The 25,949-nt window shown below is 52.8% G+C and carries 25 protein-coding genes and 1 tRNA gene; 20 read left to right on the top strand and 6 right to left on the bottom strand.

From position 1 onward, the window contains the following. The first annotated feature begins 18 nt into the window (after positions 1 to 18). The 7 genes from pepP (at position 19) to ACLJRS_RS09275 (ending at position 10,186) form a co-directional block, all read left to right on the top strand. Positions 19 to 1,335 carry a Xaa-Pro aminopeptidase gene (gene pepP, locus ACLJRS_RS09305; protein ID WP_000193681.1) on the top strand — a complete coding sequence of 439 codons (1,317 nt, stop codon included), beginning with the start codon at positions 19 to 21 and terminating at the stop codon, positions 1,333 to 1,335. After that, positions 1,332 to 2,510, top strand: coding sequence for a 2-octaprenyl-6-methoxyphenyl hydroxylase (gene ubiH / locus ACLJRS_RS09300; protein ID WP_000111154.1), 1,179 nt, complete (start codon positions 1,332 to 1,334; stop codon positions 2,508 to 2,510). The genes pepP and ubiH overlap by 4 nt, the downstream gene beginning before the upstream one ends. Before the next feature lie 124 nt (positions 2,511 to 2,634). After that, positions 2,635 to 3,837 carry an FAD-dependent 2-octaprenylphenol hydroxylase gene (ubiI, locus tag ACLJRS_RS09295; RefSeq protein ID WP_001192138.1) on the top strand — a complete coding sequence of 401 codons (1,203 nt, stop codon included), beginning with the start codon at positions 2,635 to 2,637 and terminating at the stop codon, positions 3,835 to 3,837. Positions 3,838 to 4,291: 454 nt separating this feature from the next. Further along, the gene (gcvT, locus tag ACLJRS_RS09290) at positions 4,292 to 5,386 is read left to right on the top strand and encodes a glycine cleavage system aminomethyltransferase GcvT (protein WP_000068738.1); all 1,095 of its coding nucleotides are present in this window, start codon (positions 4,292 to 4,294) and stop codon (positions 5,384 to 5,386) included. A gap of 25 nt (positions 5,387 to 5,411) precedes the next feature. Further along, a complete protein-coding gene (gene gcvH / locus ACLJRS_RS09285; protein ID WP_001673711.1) occupies positions 5,412 to 5,801 on the top strand; it encodes a glycine cleavage system protein GcvH in 390 nt (129 codons plus the stop codon). A 162-nt stretch (positions 5,802 to 5,963) separates the two neighbouring features. Beyond that, positions 5,964 to 8,837, top strand: a complete 2,874-nt coding sequence (gcvP, locus tag ACLJRS_RS09280; protein WP_000194986.1) for an aminomethyl-transferring glycine dehydrogenase — start codon at positions 5,964 to 5,966, stop codon at positions 8,835 to 8,837. Between the two features lie 455 nt (positions 8,838 to 9,292). Next, the gene (locus ACLJRS_RS09275) at positions 9,293 to 10,186 is read left to right on the top strand and encodes a transporter (protein WP_000819375.1); all 894 of its coding nucleotides are present in this window, start codon (positions 9,293 to 9,295) and stop codon (positions 10,184 to 10,186) included. A gap of 47 nt (positions 10,187 to 10,233) precedes the next feature. Here the strand turns inward: ACLJRS_RS09275 and bglA are convergent, their stop codons facing one another. After that, positions 10,234 to 11,667 (bottom strand): 6-phospho-beta-glucosidase BglA, encoded by a 1,434-nt coding sequence (gene bglA / locus ACLJRS_RS09270; RefSeq protein ID WP_001230141.1) that lies wholly within the window; start codon positions 11,665 to 11,667, stop codon positions 10,234 to 10,236. 154 nt (positions 11,668 to 11,821) lie between these two features. On the opposite strand from bglA, the gene yqfB reads away from it, so the two are divergent. Both yqfB and trhA read left to right on the top strand, forming a co-directional pair. After that, complete coding sequence (gene yqfB / locus ACLJRS_RS09265; protein WP_001182979.1) at positions 11,822 to 12,133, top strand: N(4)-acetylcytidine aminohydrolase; 312 nt, start codon at positions 11,822 to 11,824, stop codon at positions 12,131 to 12,133. A gap of 163 nt (positions 12,134 to 12,296) precedes the next feature. After that, a complete protein-coding gene (gene trhA, locus ACLJRS_RS09260) occupies positions 12,297 to 12,956 on the top strand; it encodes a PAQR family membrane homeostasis protein TrhA (protein WP_000250289.1) in 660 nt (219 codons plus the stop codon). Positions 12,957 to 13,071: 115 nt separating this feature from the next. Here the strand turns inward: trhA and ygfZ are convergent, their stop codons facing one another. Further along, positions 13,072 to 14,052, bottom strand: a complete 981-nt coding sequence (ygfZ, locus tag ACLJRS_RS09255; RefSeq protein WP_000874176.1) for a tRNA-modifying protein YgfZ — start codon at positions 14,050 to 14,052, stop codon at positions 13,072 to 13,074. A gap of 249 nt (positions 14,053 to 14,301) precedes the next feature. Between ygfZ and sdhE the strand changes: the two genes are divergently transcribed. After that, on the top strand, positions 14,302 to 14,568 hold the full coding sequence (gene sdhE / locus ACLJRS_RS09250; RefSeq protein ID WP_000351186.1) for an FAD assembly factor SdhE: 267 nt from the start codon (positions 14,302 to 14,304) through the stop codon (positions 14,566 to 14,568). Then, positions 14,549 to 14,962 carry a protein YgfX gene (locus tag ACLJRS_RS09245; protein WP_000244761.1) on the top strand — a complete coding sequence of 138 codons (414 nt, stop codon included), beginning with the start codon at positions 14,549 to 14,551 and terminating at the stop codon, positions 14,960 to 14,962. Before sdhE ends, ACLJRS_RS09245 begins: the two co-directional genes overlap by 20 nt. 52 nt (positions 14,963 to 15,014) lie before the next feature. Here ACLJRS_RS09245 and fldB read toward each other — a convergent pair whose 3' ends face one another. Next, positions 15,015 to 15,536 (bottom strand): flavodoxin FldB, encoded by a 522-nt coding sequence (gene fldB / locus ACLJRS_RS09240; RefSeq protein WP_410957786.1) that lies wholly within the window; start codon positions 15,534 to 15,536, stop codon positions 15,015 to 15,017. Between the two features lie 112 nt (positions 15,537 to 15,648). Here fldB and xerD point away from each other — a divergent pair, with 112 nt between their 5' ends. From xerD to lysS, 5 genes are all read left to right on the top strand, one after another. Continuing rightward, positions 15,649 to 16,545, top strand: coding sequence for a site-specific tyrosine recombinase XerD (gene xerD / locus ACLJRS_RS09235; RefSeq protein ID WP_000434302.1), 897 nt, complete (start codon positions 15,649 to 15,651; stop codon positions 16,543 to 16,545). Positions 16,546 to 16,568: 23 nt separating this feature from the next. Then, positions 16,569 to 17,282 (top strand): bifunctional protein-disulfide isomerase/oxidoreductase DsbC, encoded by a 714-nt coding sequence (gene dsbC, locus ACLJRS_RS09230; RefSeq protein WP_000745614.1) that lies wholly within the window; start codon positions 16,569 to 16,571, stop codon positions 17,280 to 17,282. A 5-nt stretch (positions 17,283 to 17,287) separates the two neighbouring features. Further along, on the top strand, positions 17,288 to 19,021 hold the full coding sequence (gene recJ / locus ACLJRS_RS09225) for a single-stranded-DNA-specific exonuclease RecJ (protein ID WP_000813389.1): 1,734 nt from the start codon (positions 17,288 to 17,290) through the stop codon (positions 19,019 to 19,021). A gap of 104 nt (positions 19,022 to 19,125) precedes the next feature. Beyond that, positions 19,126 to 20,224 (top strand): peptide chain release factor 2 gene (gene prfB, locus ACLJRS_RS09220; RefSeq protein WP_410957785.1). Its coding sequence is split into 2 segments (ribosomal slippage): positions 19,126 to 19,200 and positions 19,202 to 20,224, totalling 1,098 coding nucleotides; the frame shifts between segments, so codons are not numbered across the junction. Positions 20,225 to 20,233: 9 nt separating this feature from the next. Next, the gene (gene lysS / locus ACLJRS_RS09215; RefSeq protein WP_000003339.1) at positions 20,234 to 21,751 is read left to right on the top strand and encodes a lysine--tRNA ligase; all 1,518 of its coding nucleotides are present in this window, start codon (positions 20,234 to 20,236) and stop codon (positions 21,749 to 21,751) included. Positions 21,752 to 21,826: 75 nt separating this feature from the next. Here lysS and idi read toward each other — a convergent pair whose 3' ends face one another. Next, entirely contained in the window at positions 21,827 to 22,372 is a 546-nt protein-coding gene (idi, locus tag ACLJRS_RS09210; RefSeq protein ID WP_000133994.1) for an isopentenyl-diphosphate Delta-isomerase, read from the bottom strand. A 264-nt stretch (positions 22,373 to 22,636) separates the two neighbouring features. On the opposite strand from idi, the gene actS reads away from it, so the two are divergent. Both actS and ACLJRS_RS09200 read left to right on the top strand, forming a co-directional pair. Further along, positions 22,637 to 23,395, top strand: coding sequence for an amidase activator ActS (gene actS, locus ACLJRS_RS09205; protein WP_000244328.1), 759 nt, complete (start codon positions 22,637 to 22,639; stop codon positions 23,393 to 23,395). A 79-nt stretch (positions 23,396 to 23,474) separates the two neighbouring features. Continuing rightward, positions 23,475 to 23,548 (top strand) — tRNA-Gly (locus tag ACLJRS_RS09200). 123 nt (positions 23,549 to 23,671) lie between these two features. Here the strand turns inward: ACLJRS_RS09200 and ACLJRS_RS09195 are convergent. Then, entirely contained in the window at positions 23,672 to 24,478 is an 807-nt protein-coding gene (locus ACLJRS_RS09195) for a DUF1460 domain-containing protein (protein ID WP_077906611.1), read from the bottom strand. A 274-nt stretch (positions 24,479 to 24,752) separates the two neighbouring features. Further along, the gene (locus ACLJRS_RS09190) at positions 24,753 to 25,004 is read right to left on the bottom strand and encodes a hypothetical protein (RefSeq protein ID WP_001673708.1); all 252 of its coding nucleotides are present in this window, start codon (positions 25,002 to 25,004) and stop codon (positions 24,753 to 24,755) included. Between the two features lie 208 nt (positions 25,005 to 25,212). On the opposite strand from ACLJRS_RS09190, the gene vapB reads away from it, so the two are divergent. Both vapB and vapC read left to right on the top strand, forming a co-directional pair. Continuing rightward, positions 25,213 to 25,440: a toxin-antitoxin system antitoxin VapB gene (vapB, locus tag ACLJRS_RS09185; protein ID WP_000557549.1), complete on the top strand. Its 228-nt coding sequence runs from the start codon at positions 25,213 to 25,215 to the stop codon at positions 25,438 to 25,440. After that, a complete protein-coding gene (gene vapC, locus ACLJRS_RS09180) occupies positions 25,440 to 25,838 on the top strand; it encodes a tRNA(fMet)-specific endonuclease VapC (RefSeq protein ID WP_000911337.1) in 399 nt (132 codons plus the stop codon). Before vapB ends, vapC begins: the two co-directional genes overlap by 1 nt. Positions 25,839 to 25,949: the final 111 nt, after the last annotated feature.

Genomic DNA, 25,949 nt, shown 5'->3' with positions numbered 1-25,949 from the left:
CGAAATGGAGGCCATGTCATGACTCAGCAGGAATACCAACGCCGTCGCCAGGCATTACTGGCGCAAATGCAGCCCGGCAGCGCCGCGCTGATCTTTGCCGCGCCGGAGGCGACGCGCAGCGCAGACAGTGAATATCCGTATCGCCAGAGTAGCGACTTCTGGTATTTCACCGGTTTTAACGAACCGGAAGCCGTGCTGGTACTGATTAAGAGTGATGACACCCACAACCACAGCGTTTTGTTCAACCGCGTTCGCGACCTGACGGCGGAAATCTGGTTTGGTCGCCGTTTAGGACAGGATGCCGCGCCGGAAAAACTGGGCGTTGACCGGGCGCTGGCGTTTAGCGAAATCAACCAGCAACTCTTTCAGTTGCTTAATGGTCTGGATGTGGTGTACCACGCGCAGGGCGAATATGCGTATGCCGACGAGATTGTTCTGGCTGCGCTGGAGAAGCTGCGTAAAGGCTCCCGCCAGAATCTGACCGCGCCGGCCACCATGACTGACTGGCGACCGATCGTCCATGAGATGCGCCTGTTCAAATCGCCGGAAGAGATTGCTGTCCTGCGCCGCGCCGGGGAAATTAGCGCGCTGGCGCATATCCGCGCGATGGAAAAATGCCGTCCGGGGATGTTTGAGTATCAGCTGGAAGGAGAAATTCACCACGAATTTAATCGCCACGGCGCGCGCTATCCCTCCTATAACACCATTGTCGGCAGCGGCGAAAATGGCTGTATCCTGCATTACACTGAAAACGAAAGTGAAATGCGCGACGGCGATTTAGTGCTTATCGACGCAGGTTGTGAATATAAAGGTTACGCGGGCGACATCACGCGTACTTTCCCGGTGAACGGGAAATTTACGCCAGCCCAGCGTGAAATTTATGACATCGTTCTGGAATCGCTGGAGACCAGCCTGCGACTGTTCCGTCCTGGTACCTCTATTCAGGAGGTGACCGGCGAAGTCGTGCGCATCATGATAACCGGGCTGGTGAAGCTGGGGATTTTGCAAGGAGAGGTTGATCAACTGATTGCCGAAAATGCGCATCGTCCTTTCTTTATGCATGGCTTGAGCCACTGGCTGGGGCTGGATGTTCATGATGTCGGCGTTTATGGGCCGGATCGCTCCCGCATCCTGGAGCCGGGCATGGTGCTGACCGTAGAGCCAGGTCTCTATATCGCGCCGGATGCCGACGTGCCGGAAGCGTATCGCGGCATTGGCGTTCGAATTGAAGATGACATTGTCATTACCGAAACCGGTAATGAAAACCTGACCGCTGGCGTTGTGAAGAAGGCGGATGACATTGAGGCATTAATGGCGGCGGCGCGGCAGCAATGAGCGTCATTATCGTTGGCGGCGGCATGGCAGGCGCGACGCTGGCGCTGGCCATCTCTCAGTTCAGTCATGGGACGTTGCCTGTACACCTGATTGAAGCGAAAGAGCCTGAAGCCGACGGTCATCCCGGCTTTGACGCCAGAGCGATTGCGCTGGCGGCGGGCACTTGCCAGCAACTGGCGCGAATTGGCGTCTGGCAGGCGATTTCCGATTGCGCAACGGCAATCAACACCGTACACGTCAGCGATCGCGGCCATGCCGGATTTGTGACTCTCGACGCGCAGGACTACAGTCTGGCAGCGTTGGGGCACGTTGCGGAGCTGCATGATATCGGGCTGCGTCTGTTTGCGCTCTTGCGTAAAGCGCCAGGCGTTACGCTGCACTGCCCGGAGCGCGTAGCCAGCGTGTCGCGTACCCAACAGCAGGTTAACGTCACTCTGGAAAACGGCAATGTGATAGCTGGCAGCGTGCTGGTGGCGGCTAACGGTACCCACTCCGCGCTCGCGTCAGCCTGCGGCGTTGACTGGCATCAGGAGCCTTACGAACAGTTAGCGGTGATAGCGAATGTCGCGACCGCTATCCCGCATCAGGGACGCGCCTTTGAACGTTTTACTCCCAATGGCCCGTTGGCGATGTTGCCGATGTCGCATGGCCGATGTTCGCTGGTTTGGTGTCACCCGCTCGACCAGCGCGATGAGGTGCTGAGCTGGTCCGACGCGCAGTTCTGCCATGCATTGCAGGCCGCGTTCGGCTGGCGGCTGGGGCGAATTACTCAGGCCGGTAAGCGCAGCGCGTATCCGCTTGCCCTGACTACGGCGGCGAAAGTGTTTACTCACCGGACTGTCGTGGTCGGCAATGCGGCGCAGACGTTGCATCCTATCGCCGGACAAGGGTTTAATCTCGGTCTGCGTGATGTCATGAGCCTGGCGGAAACGCTGGTCGCGGCACAGGACGCGGGCGAGGATATTGGCGCCTGGCACGTGTTATCGCGCTATCAGCAGCGTCGTCAGGTTGACCGGGATACGACGATTGGCGTAACGAACGGTCTGGTCCATCTGTTTGCAAATCGTTGGGCGCCGCTGGTTATTGGGCGCAATATCGGTTTAATGGCGATGGAATTATTACCGCCTGCACGCGATGCGCTGGCACAGCGGACCTTAGGTTGGGTTGCGCGTTAAGCCGATCTGTAGGCCGGATAAGGCATTTACGCCGCCATCCGGCATCGTGTTCGTAAAAATGCCGGATGGCGGCTTCGCCTTATCCGGCCTACGGTTTGATTGTTCCGGTTTCCAGGAGTAAATAGTGCAAAGTGTTGATGTAGCAATAGTTGGCGGAGGCATGGTGGGACTGGCTGTCGCCTGCGGCTTGCAGGGGAGCGGTTTGCGCGTGGCGGTGCTGGATCACGTTGTTCCCCAGCCGTTGGCGAACGATGCCCCGCCTCAGCTTCGGGTGTCGGCGATTAATGCCGCCAGCGAAAAACTGCTTACCCGTCTTGGCGTATGGTCAAACATTGTGGCGCGACGGGCAAGTTGCTACCACGGTATGGAAGTCTGGGATAAAGACAGCTTTGGCCGTATTACGTTTGATGACGCAAGCATGGGATATAGCCATCTGGGGCATATTGTTGAAAACAGTGTCATTCACTACGCATTGTGGCAAAAAGCGCAGCAAGCGGCGGATATCATCTTAATGGCGCCAGCGGAGTTACAGCAGGTTGCCTGGGGAGAGAACGACGCCTTCCTGACTTTAAAAGACGGCGCGATGTTAACCGCGCGTCTGGTGATTGCCGCGGATGGCGCCAACTCCTGGCTGCGTAACAAAGCGGATATTCCCTTAACTTTCTGGGACTACCGTCACCATGCGCTGGTAGCGACTATCCGCACCGAAGAGCCGCACGGCGCGGTTGCTCGCCAGGTGTTTCATGGTGAAGGTATTCTGGCGTTTTTGCCGTTAAGCGATCCGCATCTGTGTTCCATTGTCTGGTCGCTTTCTCCGCAGGATGCGGAGCGTATGCAACAGAGCGGCGACGTGGCGTTTAACCAGGCGTTGACTATCGCCTTCGATAATCGGCTGGGCTTATGCCGCCTGGAAAGCGAACGGCAGGTTTTTCCGCTGACGGGCCGCTATGCTCGCCAGTTTGCCGCGCATCGTCTGGCGTTAGTCGGCGATGCCGCGCACACCATCCATCCGCTGGCAGGGCAAGGCGTCAACCTCGGCTTTATGGACGCGGCCGAACTGGTGGACGATCTGCGCCGGCTTCAGCGTCAGGGCAAAGACATTGGTCAACATCTTTATCTCCGTCGTTATGAGCGTAGCCGTAAACATAGCGCGGCGATGATGCTTGCCGGGATGCAAGGTTTTCGTGACCTGTTTGCCGGCGAAAACCCGGCAAAAAAATTGCTGCGCGACATCGGGCTGAAACTGGCGGATACGCTCCCCGGCGTCAAACCCCAACTGCTTCGCCAGGCAATGGGGCTAAACGACCTTCCGCAATGGCTTCGTTAAGTGTCTGACTGCACGCCAGCAAGAGTTTGAAACCCGTCACACTTTGCTTTCCCGGCTATCGCGCCGGGGGGCTTTCCTCGTTTGAAATAATCTAATTTCACCGCTTATTTCGCATTATATTTTCTAATGCCGCTATTTTTGGCGAACGCGATTTTCGACATTTTTTCCGCATTTAATATTAATTTATGTTGTAGTAAATCGTATCAGCTTCCTTTTTATGACGGTTATTTAGCGTAATAGTGGTTTTTTGTGCTGATTGGGTTTTAGCGTTTTTTAGTCATAAGCTAATGTGATGGTAAATTCAGCCTTATGGTTTAGCGCCTGGTTCGGTGGTAAGTTCAGGAGCAAGAGAACGTTTGCGTCGGCGCAGGAAAAAGGGCGTCGATGCCAGGTTTCGTGGCGAAGATTTCCCATGAAAATGGTTGTTAGCCCCCGCTAATTCAACGAGGAAAAGATGGCCCAACAGACGCCTTTGTACGAACAACACACGCTATGCGGCGCCCGCATGGTCGATTTTCATGGCTGGATGATGCCCCTGCATTACGGCTCTCAGCTTGATGAACACCACGCTGTGCGCACCGATGCCGGGATGTTTGATGTATCGCATATGACCATTGTCGATCTTCATGGCAGCCGCACACGAGAGTTTCTACGTTATCTGCTGGCCAACGACGTCGCGAAGCTAACGAAGACGGGTAAAGCCCTCTACTCCGGTATGCTTAACGCATCGGGCGGCGTGATTGATGACCTTATCGTCTACTACTTCACTGAAGATTTCTTCCGTCTCGTTGTTAACTCCGCCACCCGCGAAAAAGACCTCTCCTGGATTACCCAACACGCTGAACCTTATGCCATCGACATTACCGTTCGTGACGACCTGTCGCTGATTGCGGTACAGGGGCCGAATGCGCAGGAAAAAGCGGCGACTCTGTTTACTGACCAACAGCGCCATGCAGTAGAAGGTATGAAGCCGTTCTTCGGCGTTCAGGCGGGCGATCTGTTTATCGCCACCACCGGTTATACCGGCGAAGCGGGCTATGAAATCGCCATGCCGAATGAAAAAGCGGCGGATTTCTGGCGTGCGCTGGTGGAGGCGGGCGTGAAGCCGTGCGGTCTTGGCGCGCGCGACACGCTGCGTCTGGAAGCTGGCATGAACCTGTACGGTCAGGAGATGGATGAAGGTATCTCTCCGCTGGCGGCTAATATGGGATGGACTATCGCCTGGGAACCTGCTGACCGCGACTTTATTGGCCGTGAGGCGCTGGAGATGCAGCGTGAAAAAGGCCATGAGCAGCTTGTCGGTCTGGTGATGACCGAGAAAGGCGTATTGCGTAATGAACTGCCGGTGCGTTTTACCGATGCGCAGGGCAATCAGCAAGAAGGCATTATCACCAGCGGGACGTTTTCCCCAACGTTGGGCTACAGCATTGCGCTGGCGCGTGTTCCGGCGGGCATCGGCGAGACGGCGATTGTACAAATTCGTAACCGTGAAATGCCGGTAAAAGTGACTAAACCTGTTTTTGTGCGTAACGGCAAAGCCGTCGCGTGATTCATCCTTTTTTGGAGATTAATTGATGAGCAACGTACCCGCAGAACTGAAATACAGCAAAGAACACGAATGGCTGCGTAAAGAAGCGGATGGCACTTACACTGTTGGCATTACTGAACACGCTCAGGAGCTGTTGGGCGATATGGTTTTTGTTGATCTGCCGGAACTCGGCGCGACCGTAAGCGCGGGCGACGACTGCGCCGTGGCGGAGTCCGTAAAAGCGGCGTCCGACATTTATGCGCCGGTAAGCGGCGAGATCGTGGCGGTAAACGATGCGCTGAGCGACTCCCCGGAGCTGGTGAACAGCGAACCGTATGCCGGTGGCTGGATCTTTAAAATCAAAGCCAGCGATGAAAGCGAACTTGAATCGCTGCTGGATGCCACCGCGTATGAGGCATTGTTAGAAGACGAATAATGTTGTGCCGGATGGCGCTAATGCTTATCCGGCCTACTCACTGCAACGCGAATGATTTTGCGTATTCGTTTTCGCACGCGTAGGCCCGGTAAGCGTCAGCGCCACCGGGCAATTGAGTTAGAGACAATCACGATTCACTGCACGTTTCAGGAACCATCGCCCATGACACAGACGTTAAGCCAGCTTGAAAACCGCGGCGCTTTCATTGAACGCCACATCGGACCGGACGCCGTACAGCAACAAGAGATGCTGAATGCGGTTGGCGCCGAGTCGTTAAACGCGCTGACAGGTCAGATTGTGCCGAAAGACATTCAGCTCGCGACTCCGCCGCAGGTTGGAGAGGCGGCAACCGAATATGCCGCACTGGCGGAATTAAAAGCCATCGCCGGGCGTAACAAGCGCTTCACGTCGTACATTGGCATGGGCTACACCGCCGTGCAGCTACCGCCGGTTATCCTGCGCAACATGCTGGAAAATCCAGGCTGGTACACCGCTTATACCCCGTATCAACCGGAAGTCTCTCAGGGGCGTCTGGAAGCGCTGCTCAACTTCCAACAGGTGACGCTGGACCTGACGGGGCTGGACATGGCTTCCGCCTCGCTGCTGGATGAAGCGACCGCCGCCGCTGAAGCGATGGCGATGGCAAAGCGCGTCAGCAAACTGAAAAATGCCAACCGGTTCTTTGTCGCCTCTGATGTCCATCCGCAAACTCTGGACGTCGTGCGTACTCGCGCCGAAACCTTTGGCTTTGACGTCATTGTGGATGACGCGGCGAAAGCACTGGAGCACCAGGATGTGTTTGGCGTGCTGTTGCAGCAGGTTGGCTCCACGGGCGAAATTCACGATTACAGCGCGCTGATTAGCGAACTCAAAGCCCGTAAAGTGATTGTCAGCGTCGCCGCCGACTTTATGGCGCTGGTGCTGCTTACCGCGCCGGGTAAACAGGGCGCGGACATTGTTTTCGGCTCTGCGCAACGCTTCGGCGTACCGATGGGGTACGGTGGCCCGCATGCGGCGTTCTTTGCCGCCAAAGACGAATTTAAACGCTCCATGCCAGGCCGTATTATCGGCGTCTCAAAAGATGCGGCGGGCAATACCGCACTGCGCATGGCGATGCAGACTCGCGAGCAGCATATCCGTCGTGAGAAAGCGAACTCCAACATTTGTACCTCGCAGGTACTGCTGGCTAACATCGCCAGTCTGTATGCCGTTTATCATGGTCCGGTCGGTCTGAAGCGCATTGCGAATCGTATCCACCGCCTGACCGATATTCTGGCGGCAGGTCTGCAACAGAAAGGCTTAAAGCTGCGTCATGCGCACTACTTCGACACCCTGTGTGTGGAAGTGGCTGATAAAGCTGCGGTACTGGCGCGTGCGGAAGCGGCAGAGATCAATCTGCGCAGCGATATTCATAACGCGGTGGGTATTACGCTCGATGAAACCACCACCCGTGAGAATGTGGCGCAGTTGTTCAATGTTTTGCTGGGCGGCAGCCACGGTCTGAACATTGAAACACTGGATAAAGACGTGGCGCTTGATAGCCGTTCCATTCAGCAAAGTATGCTGCGTGACGATGCGATTCTGACGCATCCGGTATTTAACCGTTACCACAGCGAAACCGAGATGATGCGCTATATGCACTCGCTGGAGCGTAAAGATCTGGCGCTGAACCAGGCGATGATCCCGCTGGGTTCCTGCACCATGAAGCTGAACGCCGCCGCCGAGATGATTCCTATCACCTGGCCGGAATTCGCTGAACTGCACCCGTTCTGCCCGCCGGAACAGGCCGAAGGATATCATCAGATGATTAGCCAGCTTTCTGACTGGCTGGTGAAACTCACCGGGTACGACGCCGTCTGTATGCAGCCTAACTCCGGCGCACAGGGGGAATACGCGGGGCTGCTGGCGATTCGTCACTATCACGAAAGCCGCAACGAAGGGCATCGCGATATCTGCCTGATCCCGGCCTCTGCTCACGGCACTAACCCTGCTTCTGCACATATGGCAGGAATGCAGGTGGTGGTGGTCGCCTGTGATAAGAACGGCAACATCGACCTGGACGATCTGCGGGCAAAAGCAGAACAACATGCTGCGAACCTCTCTTGCATCATGGTGACTTATCCTTCCACCCACGGCGTCTATGAAGAAACGATCCGTGAAGTGTGTGAAGTTGTGCACCAGTTCGGCGGTCAGGTTTACCTTGACGGCGCGAACATGAACGCCCAGGTCGGCATTACCTCACCGGGCTTTATTGGCGCGGACGTTTCGCATCTTAACCTGCATAAAACTTTCTGCATTCCGCACGGCGGCGGTGGCCCAGGCATGGGACCGATCGGCGTGAAAGCGCATCTGGCACCGTTCGTACCGGGCCATAGCGTGGTGCAAATCGAAGGCATGTTAACCCGTCAGGGCGCGGTTTCTGCGGCGCCGTTCGGTAGTGCCTCTATCCTGCCAATCAGCTGGATGTACATCCGCATGATGGGCGCAGAAGGCCTGAAGCAGGCAAGTCAGGTCGCGATTCTTAACGCTAACTACATTGCCAGCCGTCTGAAAGATGCCTATCCGGTACTGTATACTGGTCGCGATGGCCGTGTGGCGCACGAATGTATTCTTGATATTCGCCCATTGAAAGAAGAAACCGGCATCAGCGAGCTGGATATTGCCAAGCGTCTGATCGACTACGGTTTCCATGCGCCAACCATGTCGTTCCCGGTGGCGGGCACGCTGATGGTAGAGCCGACGGAATCTGAAGGTAAGGCTGAGCTGGATCGCTTTATCGATGCGATGCTGGCTATTCGCGCAGAGATTGACCAGGTGAAAGCGGGTGTCTGGCCGCTGGAAGATAACCCGCTGGTGAACGCGCCGCACATTCAGAGCGAACTGGTCGCCGAGTGGGCGCATCCGTACAGCCGTGAAGTTGCCGTATTCCCGGCAGGCGTGGCAGACAAATACTGGCCGACGGTGAAACGTCTGGATGATGTTTATGGCGACCGTAACCTGTTCTGCTCCTGCGTACCGATTAGCGACTACCAGTAATTTACTGATTCGACTGTTTTCTAAAGGCGCTTCGGCGCCTTTTCAGCTTGTTAATAAAGTGCGCTTTGTTTATGTCGGATGCAGTGTGAGTGCCTTATTCAGGCTACAAAGTGTTACTAATTCAATATATTACACTAAATCGTTGGCTCCTGTCAGGCAACCTAGCGTTTGTATCAGTGTATTAGCCAGAATTAAATTACCGCTTTTTTAGAGCCTAATGATTCATTGTGCATCATTTTTACCTTGCTGTTATTTAATCAAAACAACACAGTATATTTACATGTAGTTACAAATAGTTTCTCTCCGGAATCGTTATTTACCTCTCAATATAGTTACAAAAATTTCCGTATATTAAATTCATCAAGTTATTAATTTAAATTATAAATTAAAAATAAACATAAATAACGTAAATATTTATTAACTTAGCGCTTTGTTTTTTATACCTGGAGGGAATAATGAAACGATTTATATTTCTGCCATTAATGACATATTTTCTATTAATGAATGCAATGGCAGCTAACGGAGAAAATAATCCCAGTAATCTATTAGGTGCACCAGTTAATACCGCTATTTCTGGTGGTTCAGTATTGCCGGAAGGAAAGTTATTAACCGCCGTGAATAGCTCATTTCGCGATAAAGATCATCAAATCGAGGGGCACGGAAGTCCGGATGTTTACTCCCAGATATGGTTATTGAAGATTCGTTACGGTTTGACCGACAGACTGGAATTATCAACTGTGGGTTCCTATATCAATAACAAACGAGACAATCTGTCTCCTGAGCACATAGAGGGAATGGGCGACCAATCGGTGGGGGTCAATTATGCTTTAATGAGCCAGCGAAGAGGTGATCCGTTTTGGGTTACGGTAGGTGGGGCAGTATTACTACCCACCGGGCAAGATGGAGATAATCATTTGCCTGGGAATAGCGCCTGGGGAGGAAGAGTAACACTCACTTTAACAAAATTATTTACTCCTAACATTAAAGGGGATATGGGTTTTGTATATCAGGGACCATTTGAGCGCGGTAACCAGGACGTGAAACGAGGTAACGAATTCCAGTGGAATACCCAGGTGCGGTATATGTTTAGCGATTTACCGCTGGATCTTGGTCTGGAAAGTGCCTACAGCAATAATGCCTCTGGAACGAAAAAACTGTCTAATGGCAGTGTAATTAATAACCATTCTGGAACTACCGAATGGGTTGTTGGTCCGTCATTTAATATCGCCGTCGATTCACTGAAATTATGGTTTGGTGCCGGAGCCTTCTTCCCGGTAATGCAGGAAGCGAAGTCGCCAACCAAAATGGAAGATGTACGCTGGGAATTTAAAATAGGTAAGACCTGGTAAGACTCGTTCCAAGTGTTACCCGCCGACTGGCGGGTAACATGCAGGAGTTAAAGCTTCTCGCCGTTGCTGGCAATCACCTCTTTGTACCAGTTGAAGCTCTTCTTACGCGAACGCGACATATCGCCCGTACCGTCATCGTGCTTGTTCACGTAGATGAAGCCGTAGCGCTTGCTGTACTGACCGGTGGTGAACGACACGCAGTCGATGCAGCCCCACGGCGTGTAGCCCATCAGGTCGACACCATCGTAAGTCACCGCTTTTTTCATCTCTTCAATATGGGCGCGCAGGTAGTCAATTCGGTAGTCGTCGTTGATGCTGCCATCTTCTTCTACTTTGTCGTAAGCACCAAAACCGTTTTCGACAATAAACAGCGGCTTTTGATAGCGTTCGTACAGTTCACACAATGAATAACGCAGGCCCACCGGGTCAATCTGCCAGCCCCAGTCAGATGCTTTAACATAGGGGTTCGGTACGCTGCCTTCAAAACCGGAAATCGCATCGCCGCTACCGCCTTCGGCTTTGACCGCGTTGGTCATGTAATAACTGAAACCAAGATAATCGCAGGTGCCTTCGCGCAGCACTTCAAGATCGCCATCTTCCATTTTGATGTTAAATCCGCGGCGCTCCCACTCGTTCAACACATAGGACGGGTAATAGCCGCGCAACTGCACATCAGTAAAGACATAGCGTTCACGCATCGACTCCTGAGCAAACATCACATCTTCTGGTTTACAGGAGAAAGGATACAGCGCGACCATCGCCAGCATACAACCCACTTTCATCTGTGGATTAATACGACGTGCCGCTTTTACCGCCAGCGCGCTGGCGACAAACTGATGATGTAAGACCTGATACATGGTTTCTTCTGGATTCTCATGCTCGGTATACACTACGCCGGAACAGCAGTAGCCAAACAGCGGCGCGCGCCAGTTTCGCTGATTGTTGATTTCATTGAAGGTCATCCAGTATTTGACCTTATGTTTGTAGCGTTCAAACACGACTTCAGCAAAACGGACAAAGAAATCAACGACCTTACGATTGGTCCAGCCGCCGTAGTGCTGTACCAGATGTAATGGCATTTCAAAGTGAGAAAGGGTAATGACCGGTTCGATGTTGTATTTGAGTAACTCATCAAACATGTCGTCGTAGAATTTCAGACCGGCCTCGTTTGGCTGGGATTCGTCGCCATTCGGGAAGATACGCGTCCAGGCAATAGAGGTACGGAAGCATTTGAACCCCATTTCGGCGAAAAGACGGATGTCTTCTTTGTAATGTCCGTAAAAATCCACCGCCTCGTGGTTCGGATAGTATTTGCCAGCAACGACATTCTGGGTGATTTCGCGTGGCACGCCGTGTGCGCCGCCGGTTAGCACGTCGCAGATGCTGGGGCCTTTACCGTCTTTATTCCAGCCGCCTTCAACCTGGTGTGCAGCAACCGCGCCGCCCCATAAAAAATCTTTTGGCAAGGTGAGTTTTCTCATTGTTGCATAATCTCAATTTATTTAGTCTGTTATCATTCTGCACCAAATGGCATGTAAAGCGTACGCAAAACTCCAGGATGCTCGCGTGTCGGGACAAGAACACATTCAGATCGTAACATCCACTTCAAGGGGCCATATTCAGGGGGATAACCACATGCAGCCAAACGACATTACTTTCTTTCAACGTTTCCAGAATGACATTCTGGCAGGGCGTAAAACCATCACTATTCGTGATGTCTCCGAGTCCCACTTTAAAGCAGGCGATGTGCTACGCGTGGGGCGGTTCGAAGATGATGGCTATTTTTGCACAATCGAAGTGACAGGAACGTCAACTGTGACGCTGGATACGTTGAACGAAAAACATGCGCAACAGGAAAATATGTCACTTGATGAGCTGAAACGGGTCATTGCTGAAATCTATCCCAACCAGACGCAATTTTATGTGATTGATTTTAAATGCCTTTGATAAATATGAACGCGTGTTAGTTGAGTTTTTGTAGTTAATTTATTGAATAATAAACAAAATTTAATTTTGCGAATTTATTTTAGCTAACATGTGTTCACTGGAACCATTCTCAGTTACGCTAGAGGCGCAGTTCATCGTTATGAACGTTTCTCCGGAGTAAGTTATGGTGCAAAAACCATTAATGACGCAGGGATATTCGCTGGCTGAGGAAATCGCCAACAGTATTAGCCACGGCATTGGATTGGTATTTGGTATTGTCGGCCTGGTGCTGTTGTTGGTTCAGGCGGTAGAGGCGAATGCGGGTATGACAGCTATCGCCAGCTACAGTTTATATGGCGGGAGCATGATCCTGCTTTTTCTTGCCTCAACGCTTTATCATGCCATTCCTCATCAGCGGGCAAAAATCTGGTTAAAGAAATTTGATCACTGCGCTATCTATCTGCTCATTGCCGGAACCTATACGCCATTTCTGCTGGTAGGTCTGGATTCGCCGCTGGCGCGCGGACTAATGATTGTGATCTGGAGCCTGGCGCTATTCGGTATCCTCTTCAAGTTGACGATTGCGCACCGATTTAAAGTGCTTTCACTGGTTACGTATCTGGCAATGGGCTGGCTGTCGCTGATAGTGGTTTATCAGTTGGCGATTAAGCTGGCGATAGGCGGCGTGACGCTGCTGGCGGTAGGTGGCGTCGTTTACTCGCTGGGCGTAATTTTCTATGTTTGCAAACGCATACCTTATAACCACGCCATCTGGCATGGCTTTGTGCTGGGCGGCAGCGTGTGCCACTTCCTGGCTATCTATTTGTATGTGGGACAGGCGTAATTCCCGGATGCCCGTGCCGGATGGCGGCGCTGTCGCACCTTATCCGGCCTACGAGAGCAGCACGTGCGAGCCTGATGGCGTTGCGCTATCAGGCTATCCGGATTTTAACGTGATATCACTCTTCCAGCGAGTAAGGCAGCGGGACGATATGCAGGGTGTTGGCATCGTCGCGAACACGGAAGACGCTTTCGGCTTCTAAATCGTTATTCATGACGGCCTGAACCAGTAACTGACCATCGTCCAACTGCGTCGCCGCCAGAATAGCGCCGGTACGACGCCAGTTCTCGCCCATCTGTAGCTCCAGATCTTCTCCTGCTTCCGGTACCCGGCTGGCTTTGCCCGCCAGCAACCAAAGCGCGCGTTTATTGGCGCCGCGGAATTTTGCCCGTGCGACCATCTCCTGTCCGGTGTAGCAGCCTTTCTTGAAGCTGATGCCGCCCAGCGCCTGTAGGTTAGTCGCCTGGGGGATAAACTGACCGCTGTTCGCCGCGTCAATCACCGGAATGCCTGCTTCAATATCCAACGCCAGCCACTGTTGGCTGTTATTCAGTTCGGCTTCGCCATGCAACTTCTCCGTTAACATGTTGGCCGTCGCGACATCGGTGACAAGCAGGAATCGTTCCGCAGGATGTTCAAACCATAGCAGCGTGGAGGCGCCGTCTCTGACCACCTGATTTTCGCTATTGGGCAGTTCGCTAAAGACATTAGCCAGCGCCGCGCGGGCCTGAAAACCGGCCACGCCAAGCAATACGCGTTCGTCATCTGGCGCGATGACCACTTTGGAAAATACGGCGTACTTTTTCAGCTCCGTTAATTGTGCTTCACGCACGCTACGGCGTTCAATCCAGGCGAAACCGTCGCGCTCACGGAACAGGCGCAGAGTGCTCCACATCTTACCTTTAGCATCGCAGTGGGCGGCGAGAAGGTGTTGCTGTTCAGTCATCTGGCTTACGTCAGCGGTGACCTGGCCCTGAATATACTTTTCACTGTCTACGCCGGTAATGGTCGACAGCGCCCAGTCGTCAAGCGCGATCAGCGTCAGCGGCAGGCGGGCTGACGATGAAGGATGACGCGGTGGAAAGGAGATAAAAGCCATAAATAATGTCCTGGTTAGCTGCAACAATAATGGTTAATGGTAAAAGAGCCATCGGTCATTGCAAGTGCTTTAAATAGCCCATTGAGAGCGGATTGATCGTTTTGCGAGGCGGTATCCAAAATGGATGAACATATTGATTCCCAGCCTTTTATTTCGCGATCGCGTTCCAGATTACTGAGATTCCCGTAAAACAACGCCAAAAACACGTTACAATAGCCCGGTACTTCATTTTCGCGAGGCAGGAAGAACATGGATATTCACAATAAAGCACGTATTCACTGGGCATGTCGTCGCGGTATGCGCGAACTTGATATTTCCATCATGCCGTTTTTTGAACATGAGTACGATAGTTTAAGTGATGAAGAAAAGCGTATTTTTGTCCGTTTGTTGCAGAGTGATGACCCGGATTTATTTAACTGGTTAATGAATCACGGTAAACCGGCTGACGCTGAACTGGAACAGATGGTCCGACTCATTCAGACACGGAATCGGGAACGTGGTCCTGTGGCAATCTGATTTACGCGTCTCATGGCGCGCTCAGTGGATCTCATTGCTCATTCATGGGCTGGTTTCTGCGGTGATTTTATTGATGCCCTGGCCGCTGAGTTATACCCCGTTATGGATGATACTACTGTCGCTGGTCGTGTTTGACTGTGTACGTAGCCAGCGCAGGATTAATACCTGCCAGGGAGAGATCAAGCTACTCATGGACGGGCGCTTACGCTGGCAGGGGCAGGACTGGACGCTCTTGCGTCCGCCCTGGTTACTGAAGAGCGGGATGGTGTTGCGTTTACGCGCAGAGTCTGGACGTCATCAGCATTTATGGCTGGCGGCGGATAGCATGGAAGAAGCGGAATGGCGTGAGTTGCGTCGGATACTGTTACAGCAGCCGATATCAGGCCAACACTGACGGAACGGCGTAAACGCGGTTCCGTCGAGAGGGAAGTACAGCGAGTAAGGTTTCAGGCGTAGTGTTCGGCCATTTCGCCGAGAATTTGTTCACACCAGGTCTGTATACGCTCATCGCTGAGATCGTACTGGTTCGTTTCATCCAGCGCCAGGCCGACAAACAGTTTCCCATCCGCAATGACCGGTTTATTGCTGGTAAATTCGTAGCCCTCTGTGGGCCAGTAGCCGACAAATTTAACGCCTTTGAGGGCAAGTTTGTCATGCAACATACCCAGCGCATCCAGGAACCACTCACCGTAGCCGAGCTGGTCGCCCATACCGTAAAGCGCAACGATTTTGCCTTCCAGATTGAGATCGTCCAGTTGCTCCCAGACGGCTTCCCAGTCCTCCTGAATTTCGCCAAAATCCCAGGTGGGGATGCCTAAAATGAGCACGTCGTACTGCTCCATTAAGGCGGGGGCGTCATCCTTGAGGTTATGTAATGTCACCAGCTCCGGGCCGAGAATATCGCGAATTTTCTCTGCGGCCATCTCGGTGTAGCACGTGCTGGAACCGTAAAAAAGACCCATGTTCATTACGTTACATCTCGATTCTGCTATAGCGTTGCGGGTAGTGTAACAGAATCGCTGCATTCACGGCACAATGAGGCATAATGCACCCAAAGTCAGCGTGAAGTGGGGAGCGCGAATGGAACAGGATTTAGCGCGTATTGAGCAGTTTCTGGATGCCCTGTGGCTGGAACGAAATCTGGCGGAAAATACATTAAGCGCGTATCGTCGCGATTTATCGATGGTCGTTGCGTGGTTGCATCATCGCGGAAAAACGCTTGCGACGGCGCAGGCTGATGATTTACAAACGCTGCTGGCTGAACGGGTGGAGGGCGGATACAAAGCGACCAGTTCCGCACGCCTGTTAAGCGCTATGCGGCGCTTCTTCCAGCATCTGTACCGTGAAAAGTATCGTGAGGATGATCCGAGCGCGCAGTTGGCCTCGCCTAAGCTTCCGCAGCGTTTACCGAAAGACCTTAGCGAGGCGCAGGTTGAGCGGCTCTTGCAGGCGCCGCTTATTGATCAACCTTTGGAGTTGCGCGATAAAGCTATGTTGGAAGTGCTGTATGCCACCGGTTTGCGCGTGTCGGAACTGGTGGGGCTGACAATGAGCGATATCAGTCTGCGGCAGGGCGTGGTGCGGGTTATCGGTAAAGGCAATAAAGAGCGGTTGGTGCCGTTAGGCGAAGAGGCGGTATATTGGCTGGAAACGTATCTGGAGCATGGGCGTCCCTGGTTACTCAATGGCGTATCGATTGACGTATTATTCCCCAGCCAGCGTGCGCAGCAGATGACGCGGCAGACCTTCTGGCACCGTATTAAACATTATGCGGTACTGGCTGGAATTGATAGCGAAAAACTATCGCCGCATGTTTTACGTCACGCTTTCGCCACGCATTTGCTGAATCACGGCGCCGACTTGCGCGTTGTACAAATGCTACTTGGGCATAGCGATCTTTCGACGACACAAATTTATACGCATGTCGCAACGGAGCGTTTGCGTCAACTTCATCAACAGCACCATCCGCGGGCATGAGTGCTGACAGGAAAGGATAGTTTATGAAAAAGCGTTTTATGATGTTCACTTTACTGGCGGCGGCGTTTTCAGGCGTGGCCCATGCGGATGATGCGGCTATCCGTCAGTCGCTGGCTAAGTTGGGCGTTCAGAGTACGGAAATTCAGGCCTCGCCAGTGGCAGGGATGAAAACCGTCCTCACTCACAGCGGCGTACTGTACGTCACTGATGACGGCAAACATATTATTCAAGGGCCGATGTATGACGTGAGCGGCGCGCATCCGGTAAACGTGACGAACAAACTGCTGATGAGCCAGCTAAATGCGCTGGAAAAAGAGATGATCGTCTATAAAGCGCCGGATGAGAAACATGTCATTACTGTTTTTACCGATATCACCTGCGGCTATTGTCATAAGCTACATGAAGAGATGAAAGATTATAACGCGCTGGGGATCACGGTACGTTATCTGGCCTTCCCGCGCCAGGGGCTGGAAAGCCAGGCGGAGCAGGATATGAAATCTATCTGGTGCGCCAAAGACAAAAACAAAGCGTTTGATGACGCCATGGCAGGTAAGGGCGTGAAACCGGCAAGCTGTGACGTGAACATTGCTGATCATTATGCGTTGGGCGTGCAGTTGGGCGTTAGCGGTACGCCAGCCATTGTATTGAGTAACGGCTATGTGGTGCCTGGCTATCAGGGACCGAAAGAGATGAAAGCGTTTCTTGATGAGCATCAAAAACAGACCAGTGGTAAATAATACGCGTGAAACAACAGAGACAACTTCGTCGGCGCGAGGCTGATGAGACGGCGGAACTCCCCGCCGATCTTCCTCCATTACTACGACGTTTATATGCCAGCCGGGGCGTTCGTAGCGCCCGCGAACTGGAGCGCAGCGTGAAAGGAATGCTGCCCTGGCAACAGCTTAGCGGCATAGATAACGCGGTGGAGATCCTCTACAACGCCTTTCGCGAAGGTATCCGCATTATTGTTGTTGGCGATTTTGACGCCGACGGCGCGACCAGTACTGCGCTAAGCGTATTGGGAATGCGTGCGTTGGGATGTGACAACATCAGTTATCTGGTGCCTAATCGCTTTGAGGACGGCTACGGTTTAAGCCCGGAAGTGGTCGATCAGGCGAAGGCGCGCGGCGCGCAGCTTATCGTCACCGTAGACAACGGCATTTCATCCCACGCCGGCGTAGCGCATGCAAAGACGTTGGGGATTCCGGTGATCGTGACCGATCACCACCTGCCAGGCGACACGTTGCCGGAGGCCGAAGCGATTATTAATCCCAATCTGCGCGACTGCGAATTCCCGTCTAAGTCGCTGGCGGGCGTCGGCGTGGCGTTTTACCTGATGCTGGCGTTGCGAACATTTTTGCGCGACAAAGGATGGTTCGACGAGCGCAACATTGCGCCGCCGAATTTGGCGGAGCTGCTGGATTTAGTGGCGTTGGGAACGGTAGCAGACGTTGTGCCGCTGGACGCTAACAACCGTATTCTGACCTGGCAAGGGCTAAGTCGTATTCGTGCCGGGAAATGCCGTCCGGGAATTAAAGCGTTGCTGGAGATATCGAATCGCGATCCGCAGCAGCTTGCCGCCAGTGATTTAGGCTTCGCGTTGGGGCCTCGCCTGAATGCCGCCGGCAGGCTGGATGATATGTCCGTTGGCGTGGCGTTACTGTTGTGCGACAACCTCGGCGAAGCGCGTGTTCTGGCCAGCGAGCTGGATGCGCTTAACCAGACGCGCAAAGAAATAGAGCAGGGGATGCAGGCGGAAGCGCTTATCCTGTGCGAAAAGCTTGAGCGCAGTAGTGAAACGCTTCCGGGCGGTCTGGCGATGTATCATCCTGAATGGCACCAGGGCGTGGTCGGAATTCTGGCGTCGCGCATTAAAGAGCGTTTTCACCGCCCGGTGATCGCCTTTGCGCCTGCGGGCGACGGCACGCTAAAAGGCTCAGGCCGATCGATTCAGGGGCTGCATATGCGCGATGCGCTGGAACGGCTGGATACGCTTTACCCTGATCTGATGATCAAGTTCGGCGGTCATGCGATGGCGGCGGGATTGTCGCTGGAAGAGCATAAATTCGAGCAGTTTCAGCAACGTTTTGGCGAGCTGGTGACGGAATGGCTCGATCCTGCCCTATTGCAAGGCGAGGTGATCTCCGATGGTCCATTAAGCGCGGCGGAGATGTCTATGGAAGTGGCGCAACTGTTGCGGGATGCCGGACCGTGGGGGCAAATGTTCCCGGAACCGTTATTCGATGGTCGTTTCCGTCTGCTACAGCAGCGTCTGGTGGGCGAGCGTCACCTCAAGGTGATGGTGGAGCCTGTCGGCGGCGGCCCGCTGTTGGATGGCATCGCATTTAATATTGATACGACCTGTTGGCCGGATAACGGCGTGCGGGAGGTAGAACTGGCTTATAAACTGGACATTAACGAGTTTCGCGGCAACCGTAGTTTACAGATTATTATCGATGATATTTGGCCGCTATGATCGGGGCGATTTAACAACACTTTCGCTGTAATTAAGGGGCGAAATCCGCTAATATTTCGCCCTTATAACCGCATTTTGACAAGTCAAATAAAAGAAATCAGACCATGTTTGAAATTAACCCGGTGAATAACCGCATTCAGGACCTCACGGAACGCACCAACGTTCTTAGGGGGTATCTTTGACTACGATGCTAAGAAAGAGCGTCTGGAAGAAGTAAACGCCGAGCTGGAACAGCCGGATGTCTGGAACGAACCTGAGCGCGCGCAGGCGCTGGGAAAAGAGCGTTCATCGCTCGAAGCGATCGTCGATACGCTTGATCAAATGGCTCAGGGGCTGGACGACGTTTCCGGGCTGCTGGAACTGGCGGTAGAAGCTGACGACGAAGAGACGTTTAACGAAGCCGTCGCGGAACTGAATACGCTGGAAGAGAAGCTGGCGCAGTTGGAATTCCGCCGGATGTTCTCCGGCGAGTACGATAGCGCCGATTGCTATCTCGATATTCAGGCCGGTTCCGGTGGTACTGAAGCACAGGACTGGGCCAGCATGTTGCTGCGTATGTATCTGCGTTGGGCGGAAGCGCGCGGCTTCAAGACGGAAGTCATTGAAGAGTCGGAAGGGGAAGTCGCCGGCATTAAGTCCGCGACTATCAAAATCTCCGGCGAATATGCCTATGGCTGGCTGCGCACTGAAACCGGCGTACATCGTCTGGTGCGTAAAAGCCCGTTCGACTCCGGCGGTCGCCGTCATACCTCGTTTAGCTCCGCGTTTGTGTATCCGGAAGTGGACGACGATATCGATATCGACATTAACCCGGCGGATCTGCGTATCGACGTCTATCGCGCGTCTGGCGCAGGCGGTCAGCACGTTAACCGTACGGAATCCGCCGTGCGTATCACCCATATTCCAACCGGAATCGTGACGCAGTGCCAGAACGACCGTTCGCAGCACAAAAACAAAGACCAGGCCATGAAGCAGATGAAAGCGAAGCTTTATGAACTGGAGATGCAGAAAAAGAACGCTGAAAAACAGGCGATGGAAGACACTAAGTCCGATATCGGCTGGGGAAGCCAGATTCGTTCCTATGTCCTGGACGATTCCCGCATTAAAGACCTGCGTACTGGGGTGGAAACCCGCAATACACAGGCGGTACTGGACGGTAGTCTGGATCAATTTATCGAAGCAAGTTTGAAAGCAGGGCTATGAGGAATCAACATGTCTGAACAAAACGCACAGGGCGCTGACGAGGTAGTCGATCTTAACAATGAAATGAAGGCACGTCGCGAGAAGCTGGCTGCACTGCGTGAGCAGGGTATCCCGTTCCCGAACGATTTCCGTCGTGACCGTACCTCAGACCAACTGCACGCAGAGTTTGACGCGAAAGAAGCTGAAGAACTGGAAGCGCTGAATATTGAAGTGTCCGTCGCGGGCCGTATGATGACTCGCCGTATTATGGGTAAAGCCTCTTTTGTTACCCTGCAAGACGTAGGCGGCCGTATTCAGCTGTATGTGGCGCGCGATGATCTGCCGGAAGGCGTTTACAACGAGCAGTTCAAGAAGTGGGATCTTGGCGATATCCTCGGCGCGAAAGGTAAGCTGTTCAAAACCAAAACCGGCGAGCTGTCTATCCACTGCACCGAACTGCGCCTGCTGACGAAAGCGCTGCGTCCGTTGCCGGATAAATTCCACGGCCTGCAGGACCAGGAAGCGCGCTATCGCCAGCGTTATCTGGATCTCATCTCTAACGATGAATCCCGTAACACCTTCAAAACCCGTTCGAAGATCCTGGCCGGTATTCGCCAGTTTATGGTTGCTCGCGGCTTTATGGAAGTCGAAACGCCGATGATGCAGGTGATCCCAGGCGGCGCGTCTGCCCGTCCGTTTATCACCCATCACAACGCGCTGGATCTGGACATGTACCTGCGTATCGCGCCGGAACTGTACCTCAAGCGTCTGGTGGTTGGCGGCTTCGAACGCGTATTCGAAATTAACCGTAACTTCCGTAACGAAGGCATCTCCGTGCGCCATAATCCTGAGTTCACCATGATGGAACTCTATATGGCGTATGCGGACTACAAAGACCTGATCGAGCTGACTGAGTCTCTGTTCCGTACGCTGGCGCAGGATGTTCTGGGCACCACCCAGGTTCCGTACGGTGATGAAGTGTTTGACTTCGGTAAGCCGTTCGAAAAACTGACCATGCGTGAAGCGATCAAGAAATATCGTCCGGAAACGGATATGGCTGATCTGGACAACTTCGACTCCGCGAAGGCGATTGCTGAAAGCATCGGCATTCACGTCGAGAAGAGCTGGGGTCTGGGCCGTATCGTCACCGAGATCTTTGACGAAGTCGCTGAAGCGCATCTGATTCAGCCGACCTTCATCACCGAATATCCGGCTGAAGTGTCTCCGCTGGCGCGTCGTAATGATGTGAACCCGGAAATCACTGACCGCTTCGAGTTCTTTATCGGCGGTCGTGAAATCGGTAATGGCTTTAGCGAGTTGAACGATGCGGAAGACCAGGCGCAGCGTTTCCTGGATCAGGTTAATGCAAAAGCGGCGGGCGACGACGAAGCCATGTTCTACGACGAAGACTACGTGACGGCGCTGGAACACGGTTTACCGCCGACAGCGGGTCTGGGAATTGGTATCGACCGTATGGTGATGCTGTTTACTAACAGCCACACGATTCGCGACGTTATTCTGTTCCCGGCGATGCGTCCGGTGAAATAAGATGTAAATTGCCGGATGGGGCATCAGCCGCCATCCGGCATCTCTTCGTTCAGGCGTAGCGCCATCAGGCAATCTTTAACGCTGGCAGTAATTGAGCAGTCGTTCACGCGCTTGTTCGTCTGACGCTTGCATGACCATCCACGGGCTAAATGCCCACGGCGTAGCGAGAAGGCTTTTCCATACGCTTTTAAATTCGCTCCACTGATAGTCCATCACCTCTTCGCTGTTAACCTGTAACACACTGGTTGCCCGCGCGGCAAATACCGGACAGACTTCATTTTCCACAATACCGTTTGGATCTGTCGCTCGATAGCTGAAGTGCGGATAGACGGGGGTGAGATCGGTAATTTCCACGCCGAGTTCGAACCGACAACGGCGGATGATCGCCTCTTCGGTGGTTTCGCCTTGTTGCGGATGACCGCAAACCGAATTCGTCCACACGCCTGGCCAGGCTTTCTTGCTCAGCGACCGTCGTGTTACCAGCAACTGACCATCTTCGTTAAATAGCCAGCAGGAGAAAGCCAGATGCAAAGGCGTATTAAGCGTATGAGCCGCATACTTTTCCAGTGTGCCGGAAGGCTTATCCTGCTCATCCAATAAAACGACATGTTCCTCAGTCATGAAAGCTCCTGAAAATTAAAATGACCCGGCAGCATGGCCAGGCCATATACTCAGACGATCAGCGTAGCGCATAACAGAAAGAAAGGCATTACCAAAACAGGCCCTGACAGAACGCAGACGAGCGCCATTGTGCCGTGAGTCGATATTATGCTGGCATATCGGATATTCGCGGCATCATCATCCACGCGGCCCCTTTCCGGCGTCAATGGATTGGGCATACGGCATTTGGCTGCTATCATAAGGCGTCTGTCAATAGAGTGAGGAATGGTTTTGAGCGCAGGACGCCTGAACAAAAATAGCCTGGGTATTGCGGTGCTGTTATGCACAGGGCTGCTGCTGGCGGGGTGTTCCAGTAATTCCGGCTCAGGAACGTATTCCGGCTCCGTCTATACCGTTAAGCGCGGCGATACGTTGTATCGTATATCGCGCGCCACGGGAACCAGCGTGAAAGAACTGGCCCGACTGAATGGCATTTCTCCGCCTTATACTATTGAGGTGGGGCAGCGAATTAAAGTGCGCGGCAGCGCAAAGAGTAGCAGTTCAACACGCAAAACCAGCAATAAAACAGCAACAAAAACTGCCGCGGTCAGACCGTCATCTTCGGTGCCAAAATCCTCCTGGCCGCCGGTGGGGCAGCGCTGTTGGGTATGGCCTGCCAACGGTAAAGTGATTTTACCTTATTCCACCGCAGAGGGCGGAAATAAGGGCATCGATATTGCGGGCGCGCGCGGAACGCCTGTTTATGCGGCGGGAGCGGGTAAAGTTGTCTATGTCGGGAACCAGCTGCGTGGTTACGGCAATCTCATCATGATTAAGCACAATGAAGATTACATTACGGCTTACGCTCATAATGACACCATGCTGGTTAATAATGGGCAAAGCGTTAAAGCGGGGCAAAAAATCGCTACGATGGGCAGCACGGATGCCGCATCCGTAAGGCTACACTTCCAGATTCGCTACCGGGCGACGGCCATCGATCCGCTGCGTTATCTGCCGCCGCAGGGGAGTAAACCGAAGTGCTGACGGTGAATTAATCGCCAGTCAGCCAGTAAGTCTCTTGCCAACCAGAACGTAAGGTTTATAATGCCTTACGCATCTCAAAGCGGGCGTAGTTCAATGGTAGAACGAGAGCTTCCCAAGCTCTATACGAGGGTTCGATTCCCTTCGCCCGCTCCAGACAAATATCTTCTAATATTTACTAACCCCACGAATTTACAGCAATTTTTCCTGTCGGCCCCACAGTGAACAGGGTTTCAATGCCTATGTCGGACGGCTCTGGCGACTCTGGTAATGACTTTATCATTCAGCCCGCAGCACAACGATGCCTGGTCTGGAATGCATGTATTCCATAAACGGTGTGTCCACCACTTTTCTGTTTGCGGCCAATGAGGAGGCGTTCCGAAACCACACCTGTTCATCATGGCGAACTACGATACCCACATGTGAAACGTCCAGCCCGTCAAGCGGGGAGTAGACACCGATATAGTCCCCATTTTTTAGGTGGTTCATGACCTGCTGGTTGATGGCTCTTCCGGGAATATAATTTATTTTACGAGGATGGATGCCCAGACCAGGAATGTACTCGCCGCCATCAGGTTTATGGTTAAGCTGCTTGTCAACAACGATATAATCAGGGCTGATATACGGCGTTACATCCCGTGCATTACGCGGTACTGCGGCGAACCAGTCAGAGAAGAAGTGCCGGCGGCTGAGATAAGCAACTTTGCCTGCGGCGTAGCGAGTCCTGGCAAGATTATGCAGAAACGATTTCTGATTATCGCTGCGGGCCAGGGCCTCAACGTAATCAGCCAGGGTAAAGCAGTCCACGCCGTTGAAATTCGCTACAAGGACTTCGGGTGTGCCGGGCCCACCGATGAGCGTATTTGCCTGATAAGGTGTTCCGAGAAAAGCAGACGATACGCGGCTGATAACTTCTCCATGGTTTTCGCCTTTATAAGGAATGACATCCGACTGGATAATCCGACTTACTTTTTCTGCCGTAACGCTGTCCATGCTGGTCTGATATTTTTCTGTGCCAGGGACGGTACAGGCCGTCAGATGCGCCGACATAAGCAAAATTGTCCATGCATTTACCTTCATTATCATCTCCGGAAAGGTTCAAATCCCTTTTTTACCTTTACCGGAAATGGTTGTGATGGATACAGAAAAACGCCAGAGGTTGATTACAGGTTGAGTAATCTGAACGCTGATGATGATAAATGTGAAGATCATCATACGACTTTATTCGCAGTTGTTTTTTGCCTGATCCTCAAAGCCAACATGCCCATTCAGGCTGGCTTATAAGTCAGAGTGTAGATTGCGACGTGTCCGATCAGCGATTCTGACGCGTCCACCTCGGTGTGGCGGTCGTCGCTGACGATCACTTTGACATGGAGAATTTTGTATTCACTGAATGTTCGAACCGGACCACCTCCCAAGAGGTGAAGGAATAGTCCATCAGACGGATTTCCTGTCGCGCGGTCTCAATTATCTTAAGAACAAGCTGGAGATCTGTACCTTCCGGATAAAATCCTGCCTCAATGATGGCTGCGTAAGTATGTGGTACTGGCGCACACAGAGCCAGACCGAGCAAACCGGGCAGAAGCCATCGGCACATATGTTTTTTATGCATTGTTTGCATGGTATTTCCTTCATTGGATGTATTCAGAAATGCCGGAGTCGGGGAAACTCGTTTTCCCCGATTGCCGGGGTTGGACAAGGATGCCCTGCGGAGTGCGCGTTAAGCGACTGGATTATTTTTTCCTGTATATCTCTTTGACATATACATCGCCTCTACTCATAATGGATATACGCGTTGTATATCCAGAAAGGAGGCAGTTATGCACACAACACTTTTTTTTAGTAACCGGACCCAGGCAGTCAGATTGCCTAAATCGATATCCTTTCCGGAGGATGTGAAACATGTCGAAATCATTGCGGTTGGTAGAAGCAGAATCATTACTCCAGTCGGAGAATCCTGGGACAGCTGGTTCGATGGCGAAGGCGCCAGTACTGATTTTATGAGTACCAGAGAACAACCCGCAGTACAGGAACGGGAAGGATTTTGATGCTGAAATTCATGCTTGATACCAATACCTGTATTTTCACCATCAAAAATAAGCCCGAACACATCAGAGAACGCTTCAACCTCAATACATCCCGAATGTGTATCAGCTCCATCACCTTAATGGAGCTGATTTACGGTGCTGAAAAAAGCCTGGCGCCGGAGCGTAATCTTGCCGTCGTGGAGGGATTTATCTCCCGCCTTGAGGTTTTGGATTACGATACACAGGCAGCGATACATACCGGTCAAATCCGTGCCGAACTGGCCCGCAAGGGAACACCTGTCGGGCCTTATGACCAGATGATTGCTGGCCATGCCCGTAGCCGCGGACTGGTCGTCGTCACAAACAATCTCCGCGAATTTGAACGCATTCCGGGTATCCGAATCGAAGACTGGTGCTAATTTCTGCATCAGATGTTATCCCCGGATTCAAACTCTTTTCCGGATTGTAGTGGCACAGTCAATTTGGTTAGCTGCTTAATGGTGGTTTGCATCACATTTTTAGCTGGTGGT

The organism is Salmonella sp. SAL00670 (assembly GCF_046552235.1).
GTDB lineage: Bacteria > Pseudomonadota > Gammaproteobacteria > Enterobacterales > Enterobacteriaceae > Salmonella > Salmonella enterica.
Note: the sequence above shows the minus strand (reverse complement) of the source record. Positions and strands in the feature narration are given on the sequence as shown.